The organism is Thioalkalivibrio sp. ALJ24, assembly GCF_000377785.1.
In the GTDB taxonomy this organism is placed as follows: Bacteria; Pseudomonadota; Gammaproteobacteria; order Ectothiorhodospirales; family Ectothiorhodospiraceae; genus Thioalkalivibrio.
On record NZ_KB898725.1, the window covers coordinates 322,665 to 341,353 of the forward strand.

17 protein-coding genes are annotated in these 18,689 nt (G+C 68.5%); 12 read left to right on the forward strand and 5 right to left on the reverse strand.

Annotated features, from left to right (window positions below; genetic code table 11):
- Nucleotides 1-43: 43 nt before the first annotated feature.
- The gene (locus D571_RS0103800; RefSeq protein WP_018935347.1) at nt 44-2,257 is read left to right on the forward strand and encodes a bifunctional diguanylate cyclase/phosphodiesterase; all 2,214 of its coding nucleotides are present in this window, start codon (nt 44-46) and stop codon (nt 2,255-2,257) included.
- On the opposite strand, the gene D571_RS0103805 is transcribed toward D571_RS0103800, so the two are convergent.
- The 5 genes from D571_RS0103805 to D571_RS0103825 form a co-directional block, all read right to left on the reverse strand.
- On the reverse strand, nt 2,214-4,655 hold the full coding sequence (locus D571_RS0103805; RefSeq protein WP_018935348.1) for a transporter substrate-binding domain-containing protein: 2,442 nt from the start codon (nt 4,653-4,655) through the stop codon (nt 2,214-2,216). The two genes, D571_RS0103800 and D571_RS0103805, sit on opposite strands and share 44 nt — an antisense overlap.
- Before the next feature lie 130 nt (nt 4,656-4,785).
- A complete protein-coding gene (locus tag D571_RS0103810; protein WP_018935349.1) occupies nt 4,786-5,430 on the reverse strand; it encodes an OmpA family protein in 645 nt (214 codons plus the stop codon).
- Nucleotides 5,431-5,719: 289 nt separating this feature from the next.
- The gene (groL, locus tag D571_RS0103815; protein ID WP_018935350.1) at nt 5,720-7,384 is read right to left on the reverse strand and encodes a chaperonin GroEL; all 1,665 of its coding nucleotides are present in this window, start codon (nt 7,382-7,384) and stop codon (nt 5,720-5,722) included.
- 51 nt (nt 7,385-7,435) lie between these two features.
- On the reverse strand, nt 7,436-7,726 hold the full coding sequence (gene groES / locus D571_RS0103820; protein WP_018869763.1) for a co-chaperone GroES: 291 nt from the start codon (nt 7,724-7,726) through the stop codon (nt 7,436-7,438).
- Between the two features lie 142 nt (nt 7,727-7,868).
- Nucleotides 7,869-8,369, reverse strand: a complete 501-nt coding sequence (locus D571_RS0103825; protein WP_026287556.1) for an FxsA family protein — start codon at nt 8,367-8,369, stop codon at nt 7,869-7,871.
- Between the two features lie 177 nt (nt 8,370-8,546).
- On the opposite strand from D571_RS0103825, the gene D571_RS0103830 reads away from it, so the two are divergent.
- The 11 genes from D571_RS0103830 to D571_RS0103880 all read left to right on the forward strand — a co-directional run bounded on the left by D571_RS0103830 (nt 8,547) and on the right by D571_RS0103880 (nt 18,681).
- Nucleotides 8,547-9,101: a thioredoxin family protein gene (locus D571_RS0103830; protein WP_018935352.1), complete on the forward strand. Its 555-nt coding sequence runs from the start codon at nt 8,547-8,549 to the stop codon at nt 9,099-9,101.
- Nucleotides 9,102-9,117: 16 nt separating this feature from the next.
- A complete protein-coding gene (locus D571_RS0103835; RefSeq protein WP_018935353.1) occupies nt 9,118-10,485 on the forward strand; it encodes a TolC family protein in 1,368 nt (455 codons plus the stop codon).
- Complete coding sequence (locus tag D571_RS0103840; RefSeq protein WP_018935354.1) at nt 10,482-11,288, forward strand: efflux RND transporter periplasmic adaptor subunit; 807 nt, start codon at nt 10,482-10,484, stop codon at nt 11,286-11,288. Before D571_RS0103835 ends, D571_RS0103840 begins: the two co-directional genes overlap by 4 nt.
- Nucleotides 11,289-11,297: 9 nt before the next feature.
- The gene (gene cutA, locus D571_RS0103845; RefSeq protein WP_018935355.1) at nt 11,298-11,633 is read left to right on the forward strand and encodes a divalent-cation tolerance protein CutA; all 336 of its coding nucleotides are present in this window, start codon (nt 11,298-11,300) and stop codon (nt 11,631-11,633) included.
- Complete coding sequence (dsbD, locus tag D571_RS0103850; RefSeq protein WP_018935356.1) at nt 11,621-13,936, forward strand: protein-disulfide reductase DsbD; 2,316 nt, start codon at nt 11,621-11,623, stop codon at nt 13,934-13,936. The genes cutA and dsbD overlap by 13 nt, the downstream gene beginning before the upstream one ends.
- Nucleotides 13,933-14,505, forward strand: coding sequence for a TlpA disulfide reductase family protein (locus D571_RS0103855; RefSeq protein WP_018935357.1), 573 nt, complete (start codon nt 13,933-13,935; stop codon nt 14,503-14,505). Before dsbD ends, D571_RS0103855 begins: the two co-directional genes overlap by 4 nt.
- Nucleotides 14,506-14,643: 138 nt before the next feature.
- On the forward strand, nt 14,644-15,087 hold the full coding sequence (aroQ, locus tag D571_RS0103860; RefSeq protein ID WP_018935358.1) for a type II 3-dehydroquinate dehydratase: 444 nt from the start codon (nt 14,644-14,646) through the stop codon (nt 15,085-15,087).
- A 6-nt stretch (nt 15,088-15,093) separates the two neighbouring features.
- Nucleotides 15,094-15,552, forward strand: a complete 459-nt coding sequence (accB, locus tag D571_RS0103865) for an acetyl-CoA carboxylase biotin carboxyl carrier protein (RefSeq protein ID WP_018935359.1) — start codon at nt 15,094-15,096, stop codon at nt 15,550-15,552.
- Between the two features lie 32 nt (nt 15,553-15,584).
- Nucleotides 15,585-16,928, forward strand: coding sequence for an acetyl-CoA carboxylase biotin carboxylase subunit (gene accC, locus D571_RS0103870; protein ID WP_018935360.1), 1,344 nt, complete (start codon nt 15,585-15,587; stop codon nt 16,926-16,928).
- A gap of 7 nt (nt 16,929-16,935) precedes the next feature.
- Complete coding sequence (gene prmA, locus D571_RS0103875; RefSeq protein ID WP_018935361.1) at nt 16,936-17,820, forward strand: 50S ribosomal protein L11 methyltransferase; 885 nt, start codon at nt 16,936-16,938, stop codon at nt 17,818-17,820.
- Nucleotides 17,821-17,847: 27 nt separating this feature from the next.
- The gene (locus tag D571_RS0103880; protein ID WP_026287559.1) at nt 17,848-18,681 is read left to right on the forward strand and encodes a DUF3426 domain-containing protein; all 834 of its coding nucleotides are present in this window, start codon (nt 17,848-17,850) and stop codon (nt 18,679-18,681) included.
- Nucleotides 18,682-18,689 lie beyond the last annotated feature (8 nt).

Genomic DNA, 18,689 nt, shown 5'->3' on the forward strand with positions numbered 1-18,689 from the left:
CGTGCGATACTTGCGGGAGTTGTCCCGACGTGCCGGAGGGCCCGTGCAGGATTCCACCGACCCCCCTCTTTTTCACGAAGAGGATCCGTCCGCCACCGCCAGCGAAGAGCGGCCCTGGCGGGTGCTGATCATCGACGACGAACCCGAGGTGCACCGCGCAACCCGCTTCGCCCTGGGCGACGTCCGTTTCCAGGGCCGTCCACTCGAGTTCCTCAGCGCCTACTCCGCCGCCGAAGGGCGGCGCGTGCTCCAGCAGCAGGACGACATCGCGCTGGTGTTCCTCGACGTGGTGATGGAAGACGACCATGCCGGACTGGAACTGGTACGCAGCATCCGCGAGGAGATCGGCAACCGCGACGTGCGCATCGTGCTGCGCACCGGCTACCCGGGACTGGCACCCGAATACCAGGTCATCGCGGATTACGACATCAACGACTACCGGGTGAAGACCGAGCTCAGCGCGGAGCGGCTGTACGCAACCACGCTGGCGGCCCTGCGAGCCTATCGCGACCTGATGATGGTGCACCGCAGCGAGGAAGGCCTGCGCTTCATCGTCGACACCGTGCCACTGCTGCTGCGCGACCGCGAACGGCGCCGCTTTGCCGAAAACATGCTGCAGCAGCTGGCCCGGGCGCTGGATGTCGCGCCGCACGGCGCGGTGATCGAGGGAACCGATCCCCCACGACTGCTGGCGGTCGCCGGCATCGACGCCGCTCCGGGCGAGGCGCTGGACAGCCAGGGGTCGGGCATGCCCGTGTCGGCAATTCGCCGCAGCCTCGAACGCGGCATGGGCGATGACGGCAACGGGGATCTGTTCGTGCATATCGGCTCGGGCGAAGACGAGGCACCGGCGGTGATCTGGCTGCAGGTGGGGCGGCCACTGGAATCGGTCGAGCGCCAGCTGCTGCAGGTCTTCGGCATGAATCTGGGGGTGGCGCTGGACAACCTGTCACTGTACGAGCGCACCCGCCAGCTGGCCTTTTTCGACACCCTGACAGGGCTCGGCAACCGTGCGCTGTTTGCCCAGCAGCTGGATGCGCTGATCCAGCGCAGCGCGACGCCGGCGGAGCCGCGCCGGCTGCAGATCGCGATGGTCAACATCGTGCGCTTTCGCGAGTTCAACTCGGTGCTGGGCCGCAGCGCGGGGGACCGCCTGCTGGTGGCGCTGGGGCAGCGTCTGGTCGAGCAGTTCCCCGAAGCCCAGGCGGCCGCACGCATCAGCGGCGACACCTTCGTCGTCCTGCTGCCGGGGGACACCCCGCCGGAACGCCTGTTACAGGCCACCGCCGATCCATTCGACATCGTGGACACCCCGCTGCGCCTGGAGATCAGTGCCGGGCTCACGCGCTACCCCGAGGACGGCACCGACGCCGAGACCCTGCTGCGCAACGCCGACGTCGCACTGGGCCTGGCGCGGCGCGACCATCCGGGCGAGATCGCGAGCTATTCGCGTGCCATCGACGAGGGGCTGGCGCGTCGTCTGGGTCTGCTGCAGGATCTGCGGGGCGCGGTGGAACGCGACGAACTGATGCCGTGGTTCCAGCCGCAGATCGACCTGGCCACCGGCGAGACCGTGGGCGCGGAGGTCCTGTTGCGCTGGCGTCGCCAGGGCGAACTGGTGTCACCTGCGGAGTTCATCCCGATCGCCGAATCCTCCGGCCTGATCCGGCCGATCGGGGAACGGGTGCTGGAGCGCGCGCTGGAATACCAGCGTGTGCTGGCACGCCGCCGCGACCGCCCGTGTCGGCTGAGCGTCAACCTGTCCGCCGTGCAGCTGGCGGACGAGGGATTGCCCGCCCGCCTGCGCCAGTTGCTGCGCCGCCACGAGCCGCTGGAGGCTCCGCTGGAAATGGAGATCACCGAGACCGTATTGATGGAAGACGTGGAATCCAGCATGACCAGCCTGGACGCCCTGCGCGAGCTGGGCCTGGAGCTGGCAATCGACGACTTCGGCACCGGCTACTCGTCCCTGGCCTATCTGCGGCGTGTGCGTCCCGACCGCCTGAAGATCGATCGCGCCTTCATCACCCCGCTGGAGACCAGCGAGGACGCGCGCGGCATCACCCGAGCGATCATCGAGCTGGGGCATCATCTGGGCATGCGGGTGATCGCCGAAGGTGTGGAGACCGCGGCACAGCGCGACCTGCTGCTGAGCATGGGCTGCGACGAGGGACAGGGCTTTCTGTGGGCCCCGGCCCTGCCGGCCGACGAATTCAGCGCGTGGCAGGCCCGCCCCGCCGGGGGAAACGCAGGATGAAACGGGCGCCCTGACCCGGCTCGCTCTCCACTCGCACGCTGCCGCCCAGGCGCCCGGTCGCCTGGTTCCAGACGATGTGCAGCCCGAGCCCGCTCCCGCCCTGCGCGCGCCGGGTCGTGAAGAAGGGCTCGAACGCCCGTGCGCGCGTCGCGGCGTCCATGCCCCGCCCCTCATCCGCACACTCGAGCTCCACCCTGCCGTCCTCCAGCACCCGGCCACGCAGCCATACCCGACAGCCATCGGGACAGGCATGCTCCTCGACGTTGATCAGCAGGTTGGTCAGGATCTGCGACAGGGACCCCGGCCACGAATCGAGGGCTATACCTTCCGGGATTGCGTTCTCCACCTCGATACCGGCGCGTGACAGACGCGGCGACAGCCCGTGCAGCACCTCGTCGACGAACCCGCGCAGCTCGAATTCGCGCCGTTCGTCGCGCTGGCGGTCCACCGCCACCTGCTTGAAGTCGCGCACCAGGCCGGCCGCACGTTCGAGGTTCCAGGCCACGATGTCGTGGCCTTCACGCGCGCGCTCCAGCAGCCGCTCCAGATCGGAACGGGTCATCTCGCCCGCGGCATAGCGCCGCTGCAACGAATCCAGGTCCGATTTCAGTTGTGAATCCGTGGTCATCGCCACGCCCAGCGGGGTGTTGATCTCGTGTGCCACGCCGGCCACCAGGGATCCCAGTGCCGCCATCTTCTCCGATTCGACCAGCTGCGCCTGGGTGGCCTCCAGGTCGGCGTAGGCCCGGCGCAGGCGGCGATTGAAATACAGCACGATGGCGAGGATCACCAGGGCGACCCCGGCGACCAGCGCGGCCAGCCGCAGGGCCCGCCCCCAGTCGACGTCCTCCTCGATGGTGATGGTGGTCCAGCGCTGCTGGATCGCGGCGGCCTCGGCCGGGGTCACGCTGTCCAGTCCCCGGTCGAGGATCTCGCGCAGGCGCTCCTCGCCGGGCTGCACCGCTAGGCGCAGACGCTCGTCCGTGCCCTCGACCGTGGAAGCGATTTCCAGCAGTCCGGCATAGCGCGCCCTTACCGGCCCCGCCACCACCAGCAGATTGTCCAGTGCGACCTCGGCCTCGCCATCGGCCACCGCCCGCAGCACCGCATCGGTGGCGGGCCGTTCGACGATCTCCGCATCCGGCTGCGCGCGCTGCAGGCCGGCCAGCATCCCCGAATCGGCCAGCACCGCGACCCGCCGACCGGCCAGGTCCGCCAGCGACCCGACCGACGGGCCATCCATCGTGGTCACCAGCGCCAGCGGGATCTCCAGATAGGGCCGGGTGAACTCCATGAACGCCTCGCGCTCCGGGGTCCGCTGCACGCTGGTCAACAGATCGACCTCGCCGTCCCGGAAAAGGCGCACCGCCTCGCTCCAGGACTCCACCGGGACATGTTCGAACACCAGGCCGGTGCGCTCCGCCACATGCTGAAGAAAGTCCGCACTGATGCCGCGGTGCTGGCCCTCGGGCCCGAGATCGTCGAACGGCGGCCAGTCCGGGGTGGCGGCATAGCGGATCGCGCCGTGCTCGCCCAGCCAGGCGCGCTCCTCGTCGGTCAACTCGACCAGCCGTCCGGTGCCCCAGGCGCTCACCGCGTCCGCCATCCACGGGCGCCGCAGCTCGGCGTGGGTGGGATCATCCATCGCCTCCAGTTCCCGATCGAGCGTATCGCGCAGCGCCGTATCCTCAGGCCCGGTCACGAAACGCAGGGAGCCGGTGGCGTAGGGCAACGGCCCGCGCACCCGCAGGTTGGCCAGACCGTGACGTTCCGCGACCCAGGCCATCACCAGCAGGCTGCCGGCCCAGGCCTCCGCCTCGCCGGTGGCCACGGCCCGCAGCGCGGCCTCGGCGTCCGCAAAACGCTGCAGATCGATCTGCGGATGGGCGTCGGGGATCAGCTGATCCAGGGCGTGACCGCGCTCGAGCGCCAGGCTGCGGCCCGCGAGATCCTCCAGACGGCGCAGGTCCTCGGTGTCCCGCCGAGTAACCAGAACCACGGGATTGTCGACATAGCTGTCGGTGTAGTTCAGCGCGTCGCCGCGGCCCTCGACCCGTGCGAAGGATCCCGCGACGTCCGCCTCGCCGGCCTCCAGCGCCTCCAGTACCGCGTCCCAGTCCGGGACCACCACCGTCTCCAGCTCACGCCCCCGGCGCTCGGCGACCAGGCGGAGATAGTCCGCGGTGAGCCCGGACCACTCGCCACGGTGGTCGAGATATTCGAACGGCGGCCAGCCGGGTTCGGCCACGGCCACCCGCCACGGCTCGTCCGCCGCTTGCGCGGGGACCACCGCCAGGAGCAATCCGGCCAGCAGCCACGCGAGCGCGAAAAAAGCCGCAACCGACCGGAAGCGGGTAGTACGGCGCGAATTCGGCCCCCGGCGGAATGCGCTTGGCATGACCCTCCCTGTCGCGGCTGCGGACGACGCGCGACCCGCGGTCATCCCGATGTTTCCGGAGCGTACACAAAAAAACCCCCGACCGCGAAAGCGGCCGGGGGCTCGGGACTCCGGTCCGGAGCGGGGTCGATCAGTCGACCCGACGCTCCACGTCGGAGGTCACTTCCACGCGACGGTTGGCCTCGCGGCCTTCGCGGGTGTCGTTGTCCGCGGTGGGACGGTCTTCGCCGTGGCCCATGGACTCGATGTCGTCCTCGCTGATGCCTTCGGAGGCCAGGAACTCGGCCACGCTGTCGGCACGGCGCTCGGACAGGCCCTGGTTGTAGTCGGCCGGTCCGATGGTGCAGGTGTGGCCTTCGACCAGCACGGAGGTGTAGGAGGCCCCTTCGGCGGTCAGATCGGCGACCAGGTCACGCAGCGCATCGCGGCCTTCGGAACGCAGCTCGGCACTGTCGAACTCGAACAGCACTTCGGCGCTCAGGGTCGTGGTCTCAAACTCGGGCTCGGGTTCCGGCTCCGGCTCGGGTTCCGGTTCCGGCTCCGGCGCCTCGGCGGTCTCCTCGATGTAGCCGGCGCACTGCGAATGACGCACGAATTCCGGATCCCAGCTGCCGGTGCGCACGCACTCGCCAGAACCGTCGATGACCACGGCACCGGAGGAATCGGTGACGTTCGCCGCCGGGTTGGAGGGGGACGCAACGGCCTGACCGGCGGCGCCGAACATGAGCGAGGCCACCGAGGCAGCCAGCAGGTTCTTGACAAGCTTTTGATTCATTCTTTGCCTCCTTGGAGAAACAATGACGACAGGTTACGGAAATTCTGGCGGCGTTGCCCGGGCCACCGGATCCGGGCGGAAGGACGGCTCGGGGCCCGGACCCTCCACATCAGGTTGATAGTGGCACACCATCCACGCTTTTGCACGCCCGAAAGCAAGGATTTTGTATCCATGTCGCAACGCTGTGCCTTCAATGACACATGCATGACACATCGTTGCGGGGTCTGCATCAAAAAGACCCCGCCGAAGCGGGGTCCGTCAGACGGGCCGGGCAAGGGCCGGGTCGGCATTACATCATGCCGCCCATGCCTCCCATGCCGCCCATGGCACCCATCTCGTCCATGCCGCCACCGGCGCCGCCGCCGTTGTCGTCCTTCTTCGGCAGCTCGGCCACCATGGCCTCGGTGGTGATGATCAGGGCGGCGACCGAAGCGGCGTTCTGCAGCGCCGAACGGGTCACCTTGGTCGGATCCAGGATGCCCATGTCGATCATGTCGCCGAACTCGCCGGTCGCGGCGTTGTAGCCGTAGTTGCCCTCGCCTTCCAGCACCTGGTTGAGGACCACGGAGGGCTCGTCACCGGTGTTGTAGACGATCTGGCGCAGCGGCTCTTCCATCGCGCGGCGGGCGATGTTGATACCGGCGTTCTGCTCCTCGTTGTCGGTCTTGAGGTCGCGGATGGCATTGCAGGCCCGCAGCAGGGCGGTACCACCGCCGGGCACCACGCCTTCTTCGACCGCCGCACGCGTGGCGTGCAGGGCGTCCTCGACGCGCGCCTTCTTCTCCTTCATCTCGACCTCGGTGGCCGCGCCGACCTTGATCACCGCAACACCGCCGGCCAGCTTGGCCACGCGTTCCTGCAGCTTTTCCTTGTCGTAGTCGGAGGTGGCTTCCTCGATCTGCTTGCGGATCTGGGCGACGCGACCCTGGATGTCGTCGTTGTTGCCCATGCCGTCGATGATGGTGGTGTTTTCCTTGGTCACCTGCACCTTCTTGGCGCGGCCCAGGTCTTCCACCGTGGCCTTCTCCAGCGACAGGCCAACCTCTTCGGAGATCACCTGACCACCGGTCAGGATGGCGATGTCCTGCAGCATGGCCTTGCGGCGGTCACCGAAGCCCGGGGCCTTCACCGCGGCGACCTTGACGATGCCGCGCATGGAGTTGACCACCAGCGTGGCCAGGGCTTCGCCCTCGATGTCCTCGGCGATGATCAGCAGCGGCTTGCTGTTCTGGGCCACGCCCTCGAGCACCGGCAGCAGCTCGCGGATGTTGGAGACCTTCTTGTCCACCAGCAGGATGTAGGCGTCATCCAGCTCCGCGCTCATGCTCTGCTGGTTGTTGACGAAGTACGGGGAGAGGTAGCCGCGGTCGAACTGCATGCCTTCCACGACATCCAGCTCGTTCTCCAGCGAGGAGCCTTCCTCGACGGTGATCACGCCTTCCTTGCCGACCTTGTCCATCGCGTCGGCGATGATCTCGCCCACGGCGGTATCCGAGTTGGCGGAGATGGAACCGACCTGGGCCACGGCCTTGTGCTCGGTGCACGGCTTGGACAGGTTCTTCAGCTCTTCGGTGGCGGAGGTCACGGCCTTCTCGATGCCGCGCTTGAGGTCCATCGGGTTCATGCCGGCGGTCACGGCCTTCATGCCTTCGTGCACGATGGACTGGGCCAGCACGGTCGCGGTGGTGGTGCCGTCACCGGCGCTGTCGGAGGTCTGCGAGGAGACTTCCTTGACCAGCTGGGCGCCCATGTTCTCGAACTTGTCCTCCAGCTCGATTTCCTTGGCCACGGACACGCCGTCCTTGGTCACGGTGGGGGCGCCGAAGGCCTTGTCCAGCACCACGTTGCGGCCCTTGGGACCGAGGGTGACCTTCACGGCGTTGGCGAGGGTGTTCACACCCTTGGCCATGCGGGTACGGGCATCGTTGCCAAAGCGGACTTCTTTTGCACTCATGTCGGATTCTGCTCCTGAAATTGAATAAGACTACGTGACGCGAATGCGGGCTCAGCCCTCGATGACGGCCATGATGTCGTCTTCGCGCATCACCAGGACCTCTTCGCCGTCGACCTTGACCTCGGTGCCGGAGTACTTGCCGAACAGCACCTTGTCGCCGGCCTTGATGTCCAGCGCGCGCTTCTCGCCGTTCTCCAGGATCTTGCCGTTGCCCACGGCCACGACTTCACCGCGGATCGGCTTTTCGGCCGCCGAATCCGGGATCACGATGCCGCCGGGCGTGGTGCGTTCCTCTTCCATGCGCTTCACAATCACGCGATCGTGCAAAGGCCGCAGATTCATGGTGGAAACTCCTTTCTAGATGTCGATAACAGGGGTCTGAGGGAACCGGGTGGGTGCCCTGTTAGCAGCCACCCGCAACGAGTGCTAATCATAGGGGCGATCGAACGTGAGTCAAGGGCACCGGGAGCCGCCCGGGACCAACTCAGCGACGCGGGGGATCGTCGTCGGAGTCGTGGTCGAGGGCGTCGCGTCCGCCGGCGTGCTCGTCGTGCCGGCGGAACTCGCCTTCGATCGGCCCGTCACCGTCACCGCCGGCCCCGCGGAACGGACCGGCGTGCGCCCGCACCATGCCGCGCCGCAGGATGCCGGACGCAAGCAACCGGCGCAGTGGCGGCACCAGCAGCACCGCCCCGGCGGCATCGGAGAAGAACCCCGGCACCAGCAGCAGTACCGCGGCGGCCATCAGCAGCCAGCCCTCCAGCAGTCCGCGCGCGGGCACCTCGCCCTGCGCCAGGCTCTGCTGCAGCCGCCGCCAGTGGTAGAAGCCCTGGACGCGGAACAGCAACAGCCCGCCCGCCGCGGTCGCCACCACCAGGGCCACGGTGGCCAGGGCACCCACGGCACCCCCGACCCAGGCGAACCCGAAGATCTCGAGCAGGATCAGGCCAAGAAAGACCAGCAGCGGAAAGAGCGGATTGCGCATGATACCGGGAGGAAAGTACACGGAGATCGCCATTGGAGCACGCCCTGCCCCCGGGTGTCGACGCGGCCCGCACGTTGCCTGGCGCGCCGCACGCGGGTCCCCCTTGCCGCGGCCATGGAATTGAACCAGTCTCCCGCTCGTCCTACGCACAACAAGACGGTCAGCGCAGGAGGCCCCATGACACGCAAGTCCCCCAACCATGGCATTTTTGCAGCCCTGATGCTGGCCCTCGCGTTCCTGCTGGCCGGTACGGCCGTGGCCCAGGAAGACCCGCGCGATCCGGAGGAGTACTTCTTCCAGCCAACCTTCGGGGATTTCCAGGAAGAGCTGGAGATGGCGCGCGAAGACGGCAAGAAGGGGATCCTGATCTTCTTCGAGATGGATGACTGCCCGTTCTGTCACCGGATGAAGAACCAGGTCCTGAACCAGCCCGAAGTCCAGGACTACTATCGCGAACACTTCGCGATCTTCAGCGTGGATATCGAGGGCGATATCGAGATCACCGATTTCGAGGGCGAACCCCGCCGCCAGGCAGACTTCGCCACGCGCGACTTCCGCGTACGCGCCACCCCGGTATTCCAGTTCTTCGATCTCGATGGCGAACCGATCCACCGCTTCACCGGCGCGACCCGCGACACCGAGGAGTTCCTGACCCTGGGCAAGTTCGTGGCCGAAGGCCACTTTGAGGAGACCAGCTTCAACCGCTTCCGCCGCGAACAGCGTGGCCGCTGACATACCGGGGGCAGTCATGGTCTTCTGCCGAACCGCTGCGCGTGCGCGGCGCACGGGCGCCGTGCTCGCCACCTGCATCGCCCTGACCCTCGGACCGACCGGCCCCGCGTCGGCCGAGGTCATCCCCGATATCGAACCCCTGCCGCAGCCCCTGCGCCTGCAACATGCGATGGAGGCGGTACATGCGATGCACCCCCGCGTGCGGCAGGTCCGCGCACAGCGCGAGGAAGCCGAGGCCGAACTCGACGCTACCCGGGCCGAGGGCGACCTGCGTATCGACGCCCGCCTCGAGGCACGCTGGATCGAACCCAACGACCGGGTCGTCGATGACCGCAACAACGACTCGCAGGCCACTCTGGTCGCGCGCAAGCTGCTGAGCGATTTCGGCCATTCGCGGGCCCGCGAGGACGCCGGCGCGAGCGCGGTGGAAGCGGCCCGCCAGGAAGAATGGCTGGCCTTCGCCCGCCATCGGCTGGAGGTCCTGGAACGCTATTTCGATGTCGTCCTCGCGGACCTCGCCTTCGCCCGTGACACCGAGGCCATGGCGGCCGCCTTCGTGACCCTGGAACGACTGGAGGAACGCAACGAACTCGGTCAGGTATCGGACATCGACCTGTTCGAGGCCGAGGCCGACTACCAGGAATATTTCACCCAGCGCCAGCGCTCCCTCTATCGCCAGCAGCGCTCGCGCGCGGAACTTGCCGAGGCCCTGAACCATCGCGGCCGGGCTCCGGCCGACGTGCTCGCGCCACCGCTGCCGCTGGACCTGCCCGAGGCCCCCGACCTGCGCTCGCTGCTGGCGGAGCTGGAGGCGGAGAGCCCGGCCCTGGCCGCACAACGCTATCGCGTCGAGGCCGCCAGCGGGGAAGTGCAGGCCGCGCGCAGCAAGCGCCGCCCGCGGCTCTACGCCGAGGCCGAGACCGGTTACTGGAACCGCGACTTCGGCGGCGACCGCAACCCGTTCGCCGCCGGACTGGTCCTGAAAGTGCCGCTGTACGAAGGACGCCGCAGCGATGCCCGGGTCGGGCGTGCGGTGGCGCAACGCCGCCAGGCGGAGGCCGACCGTGACCAGACCCTGATCGAGGCGCGCAACCGGGTGCGGGAGCTGGTCCACGAGATCCAGGCCCTGCAGGTCCAGCGCGACGAGGCCCTGTCGCGCATGGACTACCGCGACCTCTACATCAGTCGCGCCCGTTACCTCTACGAGATGGAAGACGAGGCGGACCTCGGGGACTCGATGGTGCAGCAGAGCGCCGCTGCATATTTCAACGCTCGCACGGAATTCGAACTGGCGCTGGCCTACGAACGTCTCGCGCTGCTGACCGGCCGCGAGGACCTCAGTCCTTTCGCGGCCGAAGCCACTGCCTTTGGAGGGACCCCATGAAGACCCCCGATCACCCCTTCCGGCGGAACCTCCGCGGGGCCCTGGGTGCGGGCCTGGCCGTGCTGCTGCTGGCGCCCGGTGCCGCCGCCGACACCATCGACGCCGAGCTCGCCTGGAGCGAACGCTACCGGGTTACGGCCCCGGTGCACGGTCAGGTGCGCGAGATCGAGATCCGTCCCGGTCAGCGGGTCGCAGCCGAAGACCCGCTGTTCCGGCTGGACGATCGCCGCGCGCGCGCCGAGGTGTCCGCGGCCCGTGCCGAGGTGGAACGGCGCGAGCTGGAGAAATCCGAAACCGCGCGCGAGCTGCGCAAGGCCGAGGACCTGTACGATCAGACCCTGATCGCCGAACGCGAACTCGAACTGGCTCGCATCGATCACACGGCGGCGGAGTCCCGTCTCACCGAGGCCCGCGCCCGCGCCAGCCAGGCGCGCGCCACGCTGGACGACACCCGCGTCAAGGCCCCGGGCGACGGACGCGTGCTGCGCCTGGAGGTCAGCCGGAACGAATACGTGAACCCCGGCCTGGTCGCGCCGGTGCTGACGGTCATCGGGCGTGACGACCCGATGCACGCCCGCGGGCGCGTCGATGCCGAGACCGCCGCCCGCCTGGAACCGGGCGACGCGGCCCGTGTCATCCTCGACGACGACACCCGGATCGACGGCCGCATCGCCCATGTGGACTGGGAACGCAGCGGCGGGGACGATGACAGCGGCTACCGGGTCGGGGTCGAATTCGCCCCGCCGGAGGATGCGCGTCTGCGCGCCGGCCAGCCGGCACGCATCGATCTCGAACTGGACTGAGGAGGACCGATGAGCGCACGTGATACCGCACCGGCCGCCTGGCTCGTAATCACCACGCTGGACGACGCCGGGGCCGCCGAACAGCTGGCCGGCCGACTGGTGGAAGCCGGCCACGCGGCCTGTGTACACATGCTGCCGCCCGGCCGCTCGGTCTATCAGTGGCAGGGCCGCATCGAGGTCGACCAGGAGGTCACCCTGCTGATCAAGACCTCGGACGAGGCCTGGCCCGAACTTCGAGCCGCCCTGCACGATCAACATCCGTACGACACCCCCGAAATCATCGCTCTGCCGATCGAGGACGGGCTGCCCGACTATCTGGACTGGATTCGCGAATGTACCCGATGAACCTGCGTTACTGGCTCGCCGCCCTGTTCACCGTACTGTTGCTGCTGCCCGGCGTGGCGGCGGCGCAGTTCGGCATGGACGACGACCTGCTCGACCCCGACGACGCCTTCGCCATCAGCGCCGAGGCGGTGGACGCGTCCACCATCCGCCTGACCTGGGACATTGCGGACGAGTACTACATGTACCGCGAGCAGTTCGAGTTCGAACCCGAGAGCGAGGGCCTCGAACTGGGCGAACCCGACATCCCGGACGGCGAGGTCACCGAAGACGAATTCTTCGGTCGCGTGGAGACCTATCGCGGCGAGGTCAGCATCGAGATCCCGGTCGAGGCCGCCGCCTCCGAGGAGATCGAACTGACCGCCCGTTCCCAGGGCTGCGCGGACGCGGGGATCTGCTATCCGCCCCACTTCCAGACCGTCTCGATCACCCTGCCCGGTCTGCCGGATGATGCCGAAGCCGAGGCCGAAACCGCGCCGGCCGAGGAAGGCGCGCTGGACGAACTGGGCCAGATGTCCGGAGACCTCGCCGGGGACGAGGACCTGCTCGATCCCGAGGACGCGTTCGCCGCCTCCGCCGAGGCGATCAGCCAGAACGCCGTGGTGCTGCGCTTCGACATCGCGGACGAGTACTACCTGTACCGCGACCAGCTGGACGTCCGGATCGCCGAGGGTGAAGGGATCGAGCTTGGCAACATCAGCCCGCCGGACGGCGAACTGCACGAGGATGAATTCTTTGGCGAGACCCGGATCTTCCGCGACCAAGTGGAGATCCTGGTGCCGGTACAGCGCGATGAGGACGACGTGTCCGACATCGTGCTGGCGGTGGACTACCAGGGATGCGCGGACGCCGGCATCTGCTATCCGCCGCTGACCCAGGAGGTTGCGGTCAGTTTTGACGCCGACCTGGCCGAGGAAGCCGACCCGGCGGCCCTCCCGGACGAGGGCGAGGCCGCCCCGGAGGACGAGGAAGCCGCGGCACCGCCGGCCTCGGAACAGGACCGCATCGCGGCCCAGCTCGCCGACGGCCGGGTGTGGCTGGTAGCCCTGGCGTTCTTCGGCTTCGGCCTGCTGCTGACCTTCACGCCCTGCGTGTTTCCGATGATCCCGATCCTGTCCAACATCATTCTGGGTCAGAAGGAGATGAACACCCGCAAGGCGTTCTTCATCTCGCTGGTGTTCGTGCTCGCGATGGCGCTCACCTACACCATTGCCGGGGTCCTGGCGGGCATGGCCGGCGCCAACCTGCAGGCCGCGTTCCAGAACCCGTGGATCATCGGCACCTTCGTCGCCATCTTCGTCGCGCTGGCGATGTCGATGTTCGGCTTCTACGACCTGCAGATGCCCGCCGGCGTGCAGAGCAAGCTGTCGAACATCAGCAACCGGCAGGAAGGTGGCACCTACATGGGGGCCGGCATCATGGGCTTCCTCTCGGCCCTGATCGTCGGGCCCTGCGTGACCGCACCGCTGCTGGGGGCCCTGCTCTACATCAGCCAGACCGGCGATGCCGTGCTGGGCGGGATCGCGCTGTTCTCCCTGAGCATGGGCATGGGCGCCCCGCTGCTGGTGATCGGCACCTCCGCCGGGCGCCTGCTGCCCAAGGCCGGACCGTGGATGGATGCGATCAAGGCGGTGTTTGGCGTCGGCCTGCTGGCCATGGGCATCTGGCTGCTCGAACGGGTGATCCCGGGCGAAGTGGCGATGTTCCTGTGGGCCGCCCTGTTCATCGTGGTCGCGGTGTACATGGGCGCACTGCAGACGCTCCCCGAAGGCAAGTCCGGCTGGTACAGCCTGTGGAAGGGCCTCGGCCTGGTAATCCTGGTCTACGGCATCCTGCTGATGCTGGGGGCGGCCACCGGCGGCAAGGACATGACCCGGCCGCTGGCCACCCTCAGCCAGCCGGCGGCCACCACCGCGGATGGCGGCCCGACCGAGATGGAGTTCACCTACATCGACAGCCTGGAGGACCTCGAACGTGAGGTGGAGGAGGCTGCCTCGCGCGGCGAACCGGTGTTCCTCGACTTCTACGCTGACTGGTGCGTGGACTGCGTGCGCCTGGACCGCACCACCTTCCAGGACCCGCAGGTTATTCAGGCCACCGCCGATGTCCATCTGCTGAAGGCGGATGTCACCGACAACACCTCGGAGCACCGCGAACTGATGCAGCACTTCGAGCTGTTCGGTCCGCCGGCGATGGTGTTCTACGACCGTGACGGCGAACTGCTGCCGGAATACCGCCGGGTCGGGTACATGAACGCCAACGCCTTCCTGGAACATCTGGACAACGCCCTGGGGGTAAGCCCATGACCCGTACCCAAGTCGCGGCCGGCACGCTGGCCGCCCTGCTCGCCCTCGGGCTGACGGCCTGTGGCGACAACGGCACCGCCGAGGACACCGCCACCGGTGGCGATCCAAAGGTCGATGCCGCCGATGTGGCCGGTCCGGACGACACCCCGACCGGGGATGCGCGGATCGATTTCACGCTGCCGGATCTCGACGGGGCCGATCAGACCTTCAACCAGTGGGACGGGGACCTGGTGGTGCTCAACTTCTGGGCCACCTGGTGCCCGCCCTGCAAGAAGGAGATGCCGCTGTTCCAGGAGACCTGGGAGGAACACCGGGACGAGGATTTCAACATCGTCGCGGTGGCGGTGGATGAGCTGTCGGCCACCGAACAGTTCGTCGCCACCTACGGCATCGAATTCCCGATCCTGATCGGGCAGGACGAGGCCATGGAGGTCCAGGCCGAGTACGGCAACCGGATCGGAGCCCTGCCCTACACCGTTGTCATCGACCGCGACGGCACGGTGCGCGAAACCCACCGCGGGGAGGTCACCGAGGACGACCTGGACGGCTGGCTGGAGGCCTACCTCTGAGCAGACCGGCGGGTCGCCATGCCCCGCCACGGCGCTGGACACCCCGTCCGCCCTGCGGCAGAATCGCGAACATGGACACGCCGGCATGTTCCGGCGCGTTCGCTCCCATTCACGTCCGGATCGCCGCCGATTCCCCTCATGGCCTCCATCCTCCTGCTCAATGGCCCCAATCTGAACCTGCTGGGACAGCGGGAGCCGGAGCGCTACGGCCATACCACGCTGGCGGACATCGAGGCCGACCTGGAGAAACGGGCGCATGAGGCGGGAGTCCGCCTGGAGTGCTTTCAGAGCAATCACGAAGGCGCCCTGATCGACCGTATCCACGCGGCGCCCGCCGAGGACGTGCGTCGCATCCTGATCAACCCGGGCGGGCTGACCCACACCAGCGTCAGCCTGCGTGACGCCCTGCTGGGGGTCGCGATCCCGTTCTACGAGATCCACATCAGCAACGTACATGCCCGCGAGGCGTTCCGGCACACATCGCTGCTGGCCGACGTCGCCGCCGCCACCCTGGCCGGTTTCGGACCCCGGGGCTACCGGCTGGCGCTGGACGCGGCGATTGCAGCCATCAAGGAGTCATAGGCACCCATGGACATCCGCAAGGTCAAGAAACTGATCGACCTGCTCGAGGAGAGCGGGATCCACGAAATCGAGATCAACGAGGGCGAGGAATCGGTGCGTATCACGCGCTCGCCCGGTGGCGTCTTGCAGCCCCAGCCCGCGCCGATGCCGGCCGCCGCCCCGCCGCCGGCGCAACCCGCTCCGCCCGCCGCAGCCGAGGAGGTGCCCGCGGAGGAACCTGCGGAGCTCGAGGGGCATCGCGTGACCGCCCCCATGGTCGGCACCTTCTACCGCGCCCCCAGCCCCGGCGCCACGCCGTTCGTCGAGGTCGGGCAGCAGGTCGAGGTGGGCGACACCCTGTGCATCATCGAGGCGATGAAGATGCTCAACCCGCTGGAGGCGGACCAGGCCGGCACCGTCCGCCAGATCCTGGTGGAGAACGGCAACCCGGTGGAATACGGCCAGCCACTGTTCATCATCGCGTGAGCCTTCCGTCCTCGCCGAACACAGGTCCGAGCATGTTTGAAAAGATCCTGATCGCCAACCGCGGCGAAATCGCCCTGCGGGTGCTGCGCACCTGCCGCGAGATGGGCATCGCCACCGTGGCCGTGCACTCCGACGCCGACCGCGACCTCAAGCACGTGCGTCTGGCGGACGAGTCGGTCTGCATCGGCCCCGCCCCCTCGAACGAGAGCTATCTCAACATCCCGGCGCTGATCGCCGCGGCCGAGGTCACCGACGCCGGCGCCATCCACCCCGGCTACGGCTTCCTGTCGGAGAACGCCGACTTCGCCGAACGGGTCGAATCCAGCGGCTTCGCCTTCATCGGCCCGCGCGCCGAGACCATCCGCCTGATGGGCGACAAGGTCTCGGCGAAGAAGGCCATGATCTCCGCCGGCGTCCCGTGCGTACCCGGCTCCGGCGGGGCGCTGGGCGAGGACCCGGATGCCAACCTGCAGCTGGCCCGCGAGATCGGCTACCCGGTCATCGTGAAGGCCGCCGCCGGCGGCGGTGGCCGCGGGATGCGCGTGGTGCATACCGAGGGCTCGCTGCTCAACGCGATCTCACTGACCCGCAACGAGGCCCGCCAGGGCTTCGGTGACGACACCCTGTACATGGAAAAATTCCTCGAGCGCCCGCGCCACGTGGAGTTCCAGATCCTCGCGGACACCCACGGCAACGCAGTGTGTCTGGGCGAGCGCGACTGTTCCATGCAGCGGCGCCACCAGAAGGTGATCGAGGAGGCCCCGGCCCCGGAGATCACCGACACCCAGCGCCGCGACATGAGCGAACGCCTGATCCGCGCCTGCCAGGAGATCGGCTATCGCGGGGCCGGGACCTTCGAGTTCCTGTACGAGGATGGCCAGTTCTTCTTCATCGAGATGAACACCCGGCTGCAGGTCGAGCACACGGTGACCGAGCAGGTCACCGGCATCGATCTGGTGCGTGAGCAGATCCGCATCGCCGCCGGGGAGCCGCTGGGCATTACCCAGGACGACGTCACCATCCACGGCCATGCGATCGAATGCCGCATCAACGCCGAGGACCCCGCGACCTTCGTCCCCAGCCCCGGCACCATCCAGCAGTATCACGCCCCCGGCGGCCCCGGGATCCGCATGGACACGCATATCTACAACGGCTATGCGGTCCCGCCGCATTACGACTCCATGGTCGGCAAGCTGATCGCCCACGGCACCACGCGTGACATCGCCATCGCGCGCATGCGCGGCGCCCTCGGCGAAATCATCGTCGACGGCATCCGCACCAACATCAGCCTGCACTCCGATCTGATGAACGACGCCAACTTCCAGCGGGGTGCCACCGACATCCACTACCTGGAAAAGAAGCTGAAGGCACACTGAGGGCCGCATGAGTCTTGCCGAACTGGAATGCCGGGCCGAACCCGGCGATGCCGAGGCCCTGGAGGAGCTGCTGTTCGAACTGGGCGCGGTCAGCGTGGAGCTGTTCGATGCCGCCGACGAACCCCTGTTCGAGCCGCCACCGGGCACCCACCCGCTGTGGTCGGACATCCGCCTGAAAGCCGTTTTCTCCGACCGCGTGGCCGCAGAGCTGGCCTCGGCCTCGATGCTCCAGCGCGACCCCGTCCCGTCCGAACTGCAGGTCACCGACATCACCGACCAGGACTGGGTGCGCGCGGGCCTGGACGGGCTGGAGGCCATCCACTGCGGCGGCCCGCTGTGGATCGTACCGTCCTGGGAGGAACAGCCGGACGTGGAGGACGGGGTCTTCGTGCACCTCGACCCCGGCCTGGCCTTCGGCACCGGCAACCACCCGACCACCGCCATGTGCCTGACCGCGCTGGCCGAGGACCCGCCGCGTGACCTCGAGGTGCTGGACTACGGCTGCGGCTCCGGGATCCTCGCGATCGCCGCCCTCAAGCTGGGGGCGCGGCACGCGCTCGGCATCGACAACGACCCCCAGGCGGTCCAGGCCACCGAATCCAACGCGGCCGCCAACGGCATCGGCAGCGACCGTCTGCAGGCCGGACTCACCGATCACCCGCTGCCCGAGGGCGGCTCCGATCTGGTGCTGGCCAACATCCTCACACGACCGCTGATCGAACTGGCTCCGGTGCTCACCGCGGCCACCCGTCCCGGCGGGCGCATCCTGATGGCGGGACTGCTGGATCGCCAGGCCGAAGAGGTCATGGAAGCCTATGCCCATGCGTTCGACATCGGTGTCCGCGACTCCCGCGATGGCTGGGCCCTGCTGGATGGTCGCCGCCGCGGGTAAATACCGCGCCCGGCGGCGAGGCGCCTGATGCTGGTTCGCTGCCCTCATTGCGACGTCGCCCATGCCGCGCCCCGCAGCAAGCCCGGGCTGGTACGCTGCGGCGCCTGCGGCCGCGTCTTCGAATTCTTTCCCGCCCTGGAGATCGCCCCGGCCGGAGAACGGGTCAGCGGGCCCGGGCTGACGCCGGTGGAGGCCGCCGCGCCGCCGCCCCGGCCCGCCGGGGGACCGGAGGAAACCCCGGCTCTCACTCCGCCGACGATCACTCCCGTAGCGCCCGCCCCGGAAGGCCGCGAACCGCCGGCCCGTGCCCCGACGGACGCCTCACCGGTCACCACGGCGCCCGCGGAACCGCCACCGCCAAAGCCCGCGCTCTCGGCTGCGCCCGCTCCGGCGGCCAGCGCCTCGCGCCCGCGCGGACGCGCACCGGCCCTGGTGCTGGCCACCGCACTGCTGGGCGGGCTGCTGTTCCAGGTGCTGGCCTTCCCGCCCCCGGCGGTCACCGCGGAACCCGCGCTGGAGACCCTGCGGGGCGACCTGTGCCGCAACCTGCACTGCCCGCAGCGGCCGCTGCGGGCACCGGAGTCGGTACGGGTCTCCACGCCCTCGCTGCACGGGACTGGCCGGGAGCGCTGGCTGATGCTGGACCTGTACAATCGCGAACCGCGCGCGCAGGCCTGGCCGCTGCTGGACATCAGCCTGTTCGACACGCGCGGACGTACCCATGCGAGCGACCGCATCCATCCGCACTCCTACGCGCCGGAGGATACCCCGCTGCTGCCCCCCCGCCGATCCGCCACCATCGCCCTGCGCGTCCGCGCCGACCATCCTCGGCTGACGGGCGTCAGCATCCGTCCGCGCTGAGCCGCCCG

Bases quoted from the DNA above. Each gene is read 5' to 3' on its own strand.
- D571_RS0103805 (WP_018935348.1), bottom strand. From the start codon at position 4,655: ATGCCAAGCGCATTCCGCCGGGGGCCGAATTCGCGCCGTACTACCCGC.
- D571_RS0103880 (WP_026287559.1), top strand. From the start codon at position 17,848: ATGCTGGTTCGCTGCCCTCATTGCGACGTCGCCCATGCCGCGCCCCGC.
- D571_RS0103835 (WP_018935353.1), top strand. From the start codon at position 9,118: ATGGTCTTCTGCCGAACCGCTGCGCGTGCGCGGCGCACGGGCGCCGTG.
- accB (WP_018935359.1), top strand. From the start codon at position 15,094: ATGGACATCCGCAAGGTCAAGAAACTGATCGACCTGCTCGAGGAGAGC.
- accC (WP_018935360.1), top strand. From the start codon at position 15,585: ATGTTTGAAAAGATCCTGATCGCCAACCGCGGCGAAATCGCCCTGCGG.
- prmA (WP_018935361.1), top strand. From the start codon at position 16,936: ATGAGTCTTGCCGAACTGGAATGCCGGGCCGAACCCGGCGATGCCGAG.
- aroQ (WP_018935358.1), top strand. From the start codon at position 14,644: ATGGCCTCCATCCTCCTGCTCAATGGCCCCAATCTGAACCTGCTGGGA.
- cutA (WP_018935355.1), top strand. From the start codon at position 11,298: ATGAGCGCACGTGATACCGCACCGGCCGCCTGGCTCGTAATCACCACG.
- D571_RS0103855 (WP_018935357.1), top strand. From the start codon at position 13,933: ATGACCCGTACCCAAGTCGCGGCCGGCACGCTGGCCGCCCTGCTCGCC.
- groES (WP_018869763.1), bottom strand. From the start codon at position 7,726: ATGAATCTGCGGCCTTTGCACGATCGCGTGATTGTGAAGCGCATGGAA.
- D571_RS0103810 (WP_018935349.1), bottom strand. From the start codon at position 5,430: ATGAATCAAAAGCTTGTCAAGAACCTGCTGGCTGCCTCGGTGGCCTCG.
- D571_RS0103840 (WP_018935354.1), top strand. From the start codon at position 10,482: ATGAAGACCCCCGATCACCCCTTCCGGCGGAACCTCCGCGGGGCCCTG.
- groL (WP_018935350.1), bottom strand. From the start codon at position 7,384: ATGAGTGCAAAAGAAGTCCGCTTTGGCAACGATGCCCGTACCCGCATG.
- dsbD (WP_018935356.1), top strand. From the start codon at position 11,621: ATGTACCCGATGAACCTGCGTTACTGGCTCGCCGCCCTGTTCACCGTA.
- D571_RS0103830 (WP_018935352.1), top strand. From the start codon at position 8,547: ATGACACGCAAGTCCCCCAACCATGGCATTTTTGCAGCCCTGATGCTG.
- D571_RS0103825 (WP_026287556.1), bottom strand. From the start codon at position 8,369: ATGCGCAATCCGCTCTTTCCGCTGCTGGTCTTTCTTGGCCTGATCCTG.